General features: G+C 54.4%; 5 protein-coding genes. All 5 read right to left on the bottom strand.

The window, feature by feature from the left end:
* Nucleotides 1–538: 538 nt before the first annotated feature.
* A complete protein-coding gene (locus ACO0K9_RS26595; protein WP_422990157.1) occupies nucleotides 539–727 on the bottom strand; it encodes a 4-oxalocrotonate tautomerase in 189 nt (62 codons plus the stop codon).
* 75 nt (nucleotides 728–802) lie between these two features.
* Entirely contained in the window at nucleotides 803–2,134 is a 1,332-nt protein-coding gene (gene guaD / locus ACO0K9_RS26590; protein ID WP_422990155.1) for a guanine deaminase, read from the bottom strand.
* A 53-nt stretch (nucleotides 2,135–2,187) separates the two neighbouring features.
* Nucleotides 2,188–3,315, bottom strand: a complete 1,128-nt coding sequence (gene xdhC, locus ACO0K9_RS26585) for a xanthine dehydrogenase accessory protein XdhC (RefSeq protein WP_422990153.1) — start codon at nucleotides 3,313–3,315, stop codon at nucleotides 2,188–2,190.
* Nucleotides 3,316–3,358: 43 nt separating this feature from the next.
* On the bottom strand, nucleotides 3,359–5,740 hold the full coding sequence (gene xdhB, locus ACO0K9_RS26580) for a xanthine dehydrogenase molybdopterin binding subunit (protein WP_422990151.1): 2,382 nt from the start codon (nucleotides 5,738–5,740) through the stop codon (nucleotides 3,359–3,361).
* Nucleotides 5,741–5,754: 14 nt separating this feature from the next.
* Nucleotides 5,755–7,230, bottom strand: a complete 1,476-nt coding sequence (gene xdhA, locus ACO0K9_RS26575) for a xanthine dehydrogenase small subunit (RefSeq protein WP_422990149.1) — start codon at nucleotides 7,228–7,230, stop codon at nucleotides 5,755–5,757.
* Nucleotides 7,231–7,328 lie beyond the last annotated feature (98 nt).

The raw sequence follows: 7,328 nt of genomic DNA, 5'->3' as shown, positions 1-7,328 counted from the left end.
GTATCATTTGTTGAATTACCCATTCCTTTTGTTCTGCCGTATAGCGTACTCGTTTCATCTTACTCTGCCTTTCGCTCTCCATTGAGTTATGTTTCTGATGACGCGACATCTATCCTGACATGGAGGGGAAGCAAAGAAAGTATTTCGGCCGCCGGGCCGAGACCCGGCTTGTATCCACGAAGGGCAATCGTTTTAGTCAAAGTACGGCAATGCAACGAACACCGCCGGACTCCTGCCTGCGCAGGAGCGATGTTTTTATTATTGCTGTTGTTCTACCGAAACCCATCCCCATCCCAACCTTCCCCTTGAAGGGGAAGGAGCCAAAACAATCTCCGTTTTTTCCTCTGTGTCTCCGTGTCTCTGTGGTGAAAGGTCTTGAATTCGACCTTAATTAACGAATACCTTAATCAGAGGTCCGGCCCAAACTACGACACTGGAGCGCCAGCCCGGTAGCTTCCTGCCTTCGCAGGAATGACGTTAATATGATGGCCGTGACTCAAAAACAAGCGCCTTTGGATCAAGGAAAAGAAACCACCTCTTACTTCTTATCAGACCACAAAGTCCCCCCTGACGCCCAATCCTCCCGCTTCACTTCCTGGATAATAATATCCACCGCCTCTGCCGAACAGCCCAGGGTCTGGCAACTGACTTCGGTTACTGCTTTGACAAAGGCACGTTTTTGTTCCAGCGTGCGGCCTTCAAACATTTGTACATTGATGGTAGGCATGGTGTGTCCTTATGAAAATACGGGGGCTTCAAATTGATGGAGCAGCCAGCATCATAAGTCAGTTACTGCAGAATTTCACGCCTGGCGTTGATGCACGCATTTGCCGGCCGCATAGGTTGCCGCCACAGTGCGGTCGTCGCCCAGCATGGCCAGTGCAAACAATAATTCATCCAGGCTTTCTGTGTGACTGGTACGGCGTGCCAGCAAGGGAGTGGCTTGCGGGTCGAGTACGATGAAATCGGCTTCGGCATCCTTGACGAAATTGCCTATCGTACCTTCCAGCTGCATGCTGCGTGCACCACCCAGGGTGGCCAGATAAAACATGCGAAAGGCGGGCAAGTAGCTGCCACCCAGGCGTGCCATTTTGTAGGCTTCATTCATGGTGCGCAGCATAGAGAATGAAGTGCCGCCGCCGACATCTGTTGCCAGTGACAGACTGACCTGCTGGGCATCGGCGCGTTCGAAATTGAACAGGCCACTGCCAAGAAAAAGATTCGAGGTCGGGCATAGAGCTGCTGCAGACTGGGTTTCTGCCATGCGCGCGCGATCTGCATCATCGAGCCAGATGCAATGCCCGTACATGGCGCGTGGGCGCAGCATGCCGTATTGGTCGTACACATCCAGATAACTGCGGGCCTTGGGGTATAGCGCTTTGACCCAGGCCACTTCATCGGTATTTTCTGCCACATGGGTCTGCAAGTAGGTGTCGGGATAGGCTTGCGCCAGTTCACCGGCCAGCTGCATTTGCGCATCGCTGGAAGTCGGTGCAAAGCGCGGCGTAATGGCATATAGCTGGCGGCCACGCTTGTGCCATTTCCTGATCAGTGTTTCGCTGTCGCGTATACCGCCTTCTGCGGTATCGCGCAAAAATTCAGGGCAGTTCCTGTCCATCAAGACCTTGCCGGCCACCATGCGCAGATTGCGTGCTTCACTTTCGGTGAAGAAGGCTTCCACCGATTCCGGATGCACGGTGCAATACACCATGGCTGTCGTCGTGCCACAACGCAGCAGTTCATCAATGAAGAAAGCTGCGACGTCGGCACTGTGATGGATGTCGCCAAACTGACGTTCGGTCGGGAAGGTATAGGTCTCCAGCCACGGCAGCAAACCCGGCGCTGGCGAGGCGATCATGTCGGTTTGTGGATAATGGATATGGGTATCGATAAAACCCGGCAGTATCAGTTTGCCACGGTAATCGATGACTTCAGTCCCGGCTGGCAGGCTGCCGTGCAATTGCGCATAGTCGCCGGCCGCCTGAATTTTTCCCTCATTCACAATTAACAGGCCATCTTCATGCCAGGCATAGGCCTGATCATGAAACGCCGGGTCGTGTTTGAAATGCAGCACACTGGCGCGATAAGCCTGCAAGCCAGTTTGGTTCAAATTGCCTGATGAAATGGCAGTCATACTAGGGTCTTTCGTGAAAGTCTGTCTTGCGGGCGCAAGCAAACCGAAAAAGTTTAACGCTTAGCCAGCGAGTGGCACGCATCTAAGGCCTGGTTTTCTGTATCGCTTACAGACTGATGCTGACCTGCCGGTGCCCCTATCCTTGCAAGCACGCGCGCAAGTTGCTTTTGCTGATGCAGTTCATGCTCTTCCCATACCTGCAAGAGTTGCGCAACAACGGATGCCGCAATCACGGCCGGTTGTTTGCCATTGATACCGGCTAAACCTATGGGGCACACCATGTCATGCAAGCGCGTGGCTGGTATGCCACGTTCACACAAACGGCGTTCAAACTGCGCACGCTTGGTTTGTGAGCCGATGAGGCCAAACCAGCACACATCGTGGCGTCGCAGAATATGTTCGGACAGGTTCTGGTCGAGTGCATGACTATGCGTCATCACCAGAAAGGATGTATGCGGCGCGGCAGTATCAATCAGGGCCTCTGGACTATCCGTAGCTTCCACTGTGACATTGTCCGCCAGTCTGGTCGGGAACATGTCTTCACGCTCATCCACCCAGGTAATGCGGCAAGGCAAATCAGCCAGGGCGTGCACGATGGCGGCACCGACATGGCCAGCACCAAACAACATCAGGTGTGCACGATAAGCGAGGCAGGCCTCAAGCAACCAGCGCCGCCCTATCGTATCTGTCAGTACCTGACAGGGATTTTGTGTGTCTATCTGCATGGGCAATGTGACGGGCCAGGCCGAACCACTCAGATACCGGCCATCGACATCGCACAAAGTCGGTGTGCGCACGCTATCCAGTGCCAGTAAGCGCCAACTATCCTGGCCTGCACGCCAACGCTGGTTCAAGTGATGGAAGGCCGCCGCATCTGGTTGCACCCGTTCAAACACCAGGTGCACGACGCCGCCGCAGCACTGACCCAGGCTGGGGCCTAGCGGGAAGCGTTCACGCCTGCGTTGTGCGGCAAGTTCTGCTTCCGGCATGGCCAGCATGCTGCGGGCGATCTCTATCGCCTTCATTTCGAGGTGACCGCCACCTATGGTATCGAATAACTCATCTGCCGTGACCAACATCTTGGCCCCCGGTTCACGCGGGCCTGAACCCAATACCGTCGCAACCGTCACCAGTATCTTTGGTGCCGGGTGGCTGACGACAGCGTTTAACCAAAGCTTCATGACAGGTTCACTTAGTTGATCAGGGGGCAGTACTAGATGGCTGTTACAGTCCACTGGCAATATCGGCAGCAGCCAGGTCTTCCACTGCATTGATGGCCAACAAAATCGCTTCGCTGGTTGCAGGGGCGTTAAGTGGCGGATTGTAACGATAATCGCCGACACTGGCAATGGCATCCCTTATCGCAAAGAAAACCGAGAATGGCAACAGCAAAGGTGGTTCACCAACCGCCTTGGACCTGTGTATGCTGTCCTGCACATTACTATTCTGGTACAGACTGACACGGAAATCTTCAGGACAATCCGATATCGCCGGTATCTTGTAAGTCGAAGGGGCATGCGTCATCAGCTTGCCGCCCTTGTTCCACCACAATTCTTCGGTTGTCAGCCAGCCCATGCCCTGGATGAAGGCACCTTCGACCTGGCCGATATCAATCGCCGGATTGAGCGAATTACCGGCATCGTACAGGGCATCGGCACGCAAGAGTTTCCATTCACCGGTCAGGGTATCGACAATCACTTCAGATACTGAAGCCCCATAGGCAAAATAAGAAAACGGATTACCACTCATGGTCTTTGGATCCCAATGCAAGCCGGGCGTCGCATAAAAACCATCGGACCATAATTGCACCCTGGCCAGGTAGGCTTTTTGCACCAGTGCTTCAAACGGGATATCCAGGCCATTGACGCTGACCAGGTCTGCCGCAAAGCGCACGGCTTCCTGTTCACCGCCATAGGTCTTTACTGCAAATTCTGCCAAACGCTGGCGCAGGGTATGCGCGGCATTTTGCGCCGCCTTGCCGTTCAAATCAGCGCCGGTAGAGGCTGCGGTGGCCGAGGTATTTGCGACCTTGCTGGTATCGGTGGCGGTGGCGCGCACCTGGTCCAGGTTCAGGCCCAGTTCATGCGCCACCACCTGGCACACCTTGGTATTCACACCCTGCCCCATTTCGCAACCGCCGTGATTCACCAGCACCGAACCATCGGTGTAGATATGCACCAGTGCACCCGCCTGGTTCAGATGGGTGACGTTGAAGGCAATACCAAACTTCACCGGCGTAAAAGCCAGACCTTTCTTCAATACCGGGCTATGGGCATTGAAGGCTTTGATGTCGGCCCGGCGTTGTTGGTAATCGCTGCTGACTTCCAGCTCGGCCACCAGTTCATGAATAATGTTATCGACGACTTTCTGGCCATACTGGGTGATATTGCGGCCTTCGGCATCGTTGCGGCCATAGAAATTGATTTTGCGTATATCGAGCGCATCCTGATTCAGGTTACGGGCGATTTCATCAATGATGTATTCAATCGCAATCGCACCTTGCGGGCCGCCAAAGCCACGGAAAGCTGTATTCGACTGGGTATTGGTCTTGCCGCACATGGCCAGGATATCGACATCACCAAGGTAGTAAGTATTGTCGAAATGGCAGACCGCACGGGTTGCTACCGGGGCCGACAAATCGGCAGAAAAACCGGCACGCGACACCATCTCGACTTTGGCGGCAATGATGCGGCCCTGATCGTCATGGCCAACTTCATATTCATAGTGGAAGCAATGACGCTTGCCGGTGACCATCATGTCGTCATCCCGGTCGGCACGCAGTTTGACTGGCCGCTTCAGGTGAGCAGCAGAAATGGCCGCTGCCGCTGCCCACAATGCAGACTGTGATTCCTTGCCGCCAAAACCACCGCCCATACGGCGACATTCCACCACGATGTTATGGCTGTGCACACCTAATGCATGGGCAACCACGTGCTGCATTTCACTGGGGTGCTGGGTGGAACACAAGACCAGCATGCCCCGGTCTTCTTTGGGAATGGCGTAGGAAATCTGGCCTTCGAGATAAAACTGTTCTTGTCCGCCCACATACAGTTCACCTTTGACGCGGTGCGCTGATCTTTCAAACGCCTGCTGTGCATCGCCACGCTGCAAATGCATGGGCGGCACGACGAAAGACTGGGCTTTTTTGGCTTCTTGCGGCGTCAGTATCGCTGGCAATTCTTCATAGACGATCTCGGCCTTGCGTACAGCGCGGCGGGCATTGTCATGGGTATCTGCCACCACGATGAAAATGGGCTGCCCTACATATTCCACCAGCCCTGCGGACAAAATCGGGTCGTCGTGAATGATGGGGCCACAATCATTGGTGCCGGGTATATCTTTGGCGGTGTAGACCGCGACTACGCCGCATGCATTTTTTACTGCATCAAAATTCATGGACAGGATACGTGCATGCGCCTTCGATGACAGTCCCAATGCGGCATGCAAAGTACCTTGCAGTTCAGGAATGTCATCGGTATACCGCGCTTCACCGAGTACATGCAAAATTGCTGATTCATGCGGATGTGATTTGCCAACTTCGGCCCAGCCTGCTTCCACCTGGGCCTGGTTTTTATCCGTCAGAAAAGCTTCAGTTTGGGTATTCATGTTTTCTCCTGAGCTTATGCAGTGACAGATGCAAACACGTTCACGGCCTGCAATGTCAAAGGGGCCGTGGTCCTGGTTTCCAGCCAGAAGCGACGCAAGAGATTTTGTGCAGTCTGCATGCGATAGGTATTGCTGGCGCGCATATCGGTCAGCGGTGTGTAATCCTGTGCCAGCAAGGCCATGGCCTGCTTCAAGGTGGCTTCATTCCAGACCTGGCCATTCAATGCCGCTTCTGCCAGTGGCGCGCGGCGTGATGTCGCGGCCATGCCACCAAAAGCGATATGCGCATTGCGCACGATGTCGCCATCCAGCGTGATGGCAAACGCAGCACAGACAGCAGAGATATCCTGGTCATAGCGTTTCGCCAGTTTATACGTGCGGAATTGCTGTCCGGCTTTTGGCAGGGGAATACGCAGGGCTTCGACAAACTCGCCTGGCTGCATATCCTTTTTCATGTAGTCGAGGTAAAAATTTTCCAGCAAAAGCACACGCTGGCCATGCACACCGCGCAAGACAATTTCTGAGCCCAGGGCAATCATCCACGGTGCCGAATCACCGATAGGTGAACCATTGGCGACACTGCCCCCCAGGGTACCGGTATTGCGTATCGGTTGTGAGGCAAAACGTTGCCACATCTCGGTCAGCTCATCCGGATAATGCTGGCAGACTGCGGCATACGCATCATTCAGCGATACGGCTGCACCGATCTCGAGCTTGCCATCCCTTACGCTGATGTGCTGTAAGTCGTCCACTTCACGCACATAAATAATATCGCCCAGATCGCGCATTTGCTTGGTGACCCACAGGCCAACGTCGGTGGACCCGGCAAGTATGCTTGCCTGTGGGTGGTCGGCACGCACCTGCACCAATTGTTGCAGCGTGCGCGGTGCATAAAAGGTTTGGCCATCTGCGCTGTAGGTGAACATCTCGCCACGTTGCAGACCTTGCAGGCTGTTGCTGACAGCGGCGCGATCAAATTCAGCCGCGGGCAATTCACCCATGCGTTTGGCGGCGTCAATGATGGGGCGGTAGCCAGTGCAACGACACAGGTTGCCGGACAGGGTTTCGTCGATTTCCTTGCGGCATGGCGGGGCCGTACCAGCTTCTTTTTTCAGGTACAGGCTCCACAGCGACATGGCAAACCCGGGCGTGCAAAAGCCGCATTGCGAGCCGTGGCATTCGACCAGGGCTTGCTGAACCGGATGCAGATTCCCATTTTTTTGCTGCAGGTCTTCGACGGTAAACACAGCCTTGCCATCCAGCGTGGGCAAGAACTGTATGCAGGAATTGACAGACTGCAATTCCAGCTTGCCCTGTTTCAATTCACCGATGACCACAGTACAGGCACCGCAATCCCCTTCGGCACAACCTTCCTTGGTGCCGGTGCAATGACGGTCTTCGCGCAAATGCTGCAAGAGCGTGCGGGTTGGTGCCGCATCCTCAACCTGCTGGATTTGGCCCTGGAAATAAAAACGGATGGGATCAGACATGAATGCTCCAGAATGAAATTCTTATGCAATGAGGTTAGCATCCGTGGTGCTGAATCCTATACGTACAGCATGATGTTGACTATCCACGCCCAAAAATA

The sequence above is a fragment of the Undibacterium sp. Ji50W genome, from assembly GCF_049340445.1.
GTDB lineage: Bacteria > Pseudomonadota > Gammaproteobacteria > Burkholderiales > Burkholderiaceae_D > Undibacterium.
The sequence above is the reverse complement of the archived record's forward strand: the minus strand, read 5'-3'. Positions and strand labels throughout refer to the sequence as shown.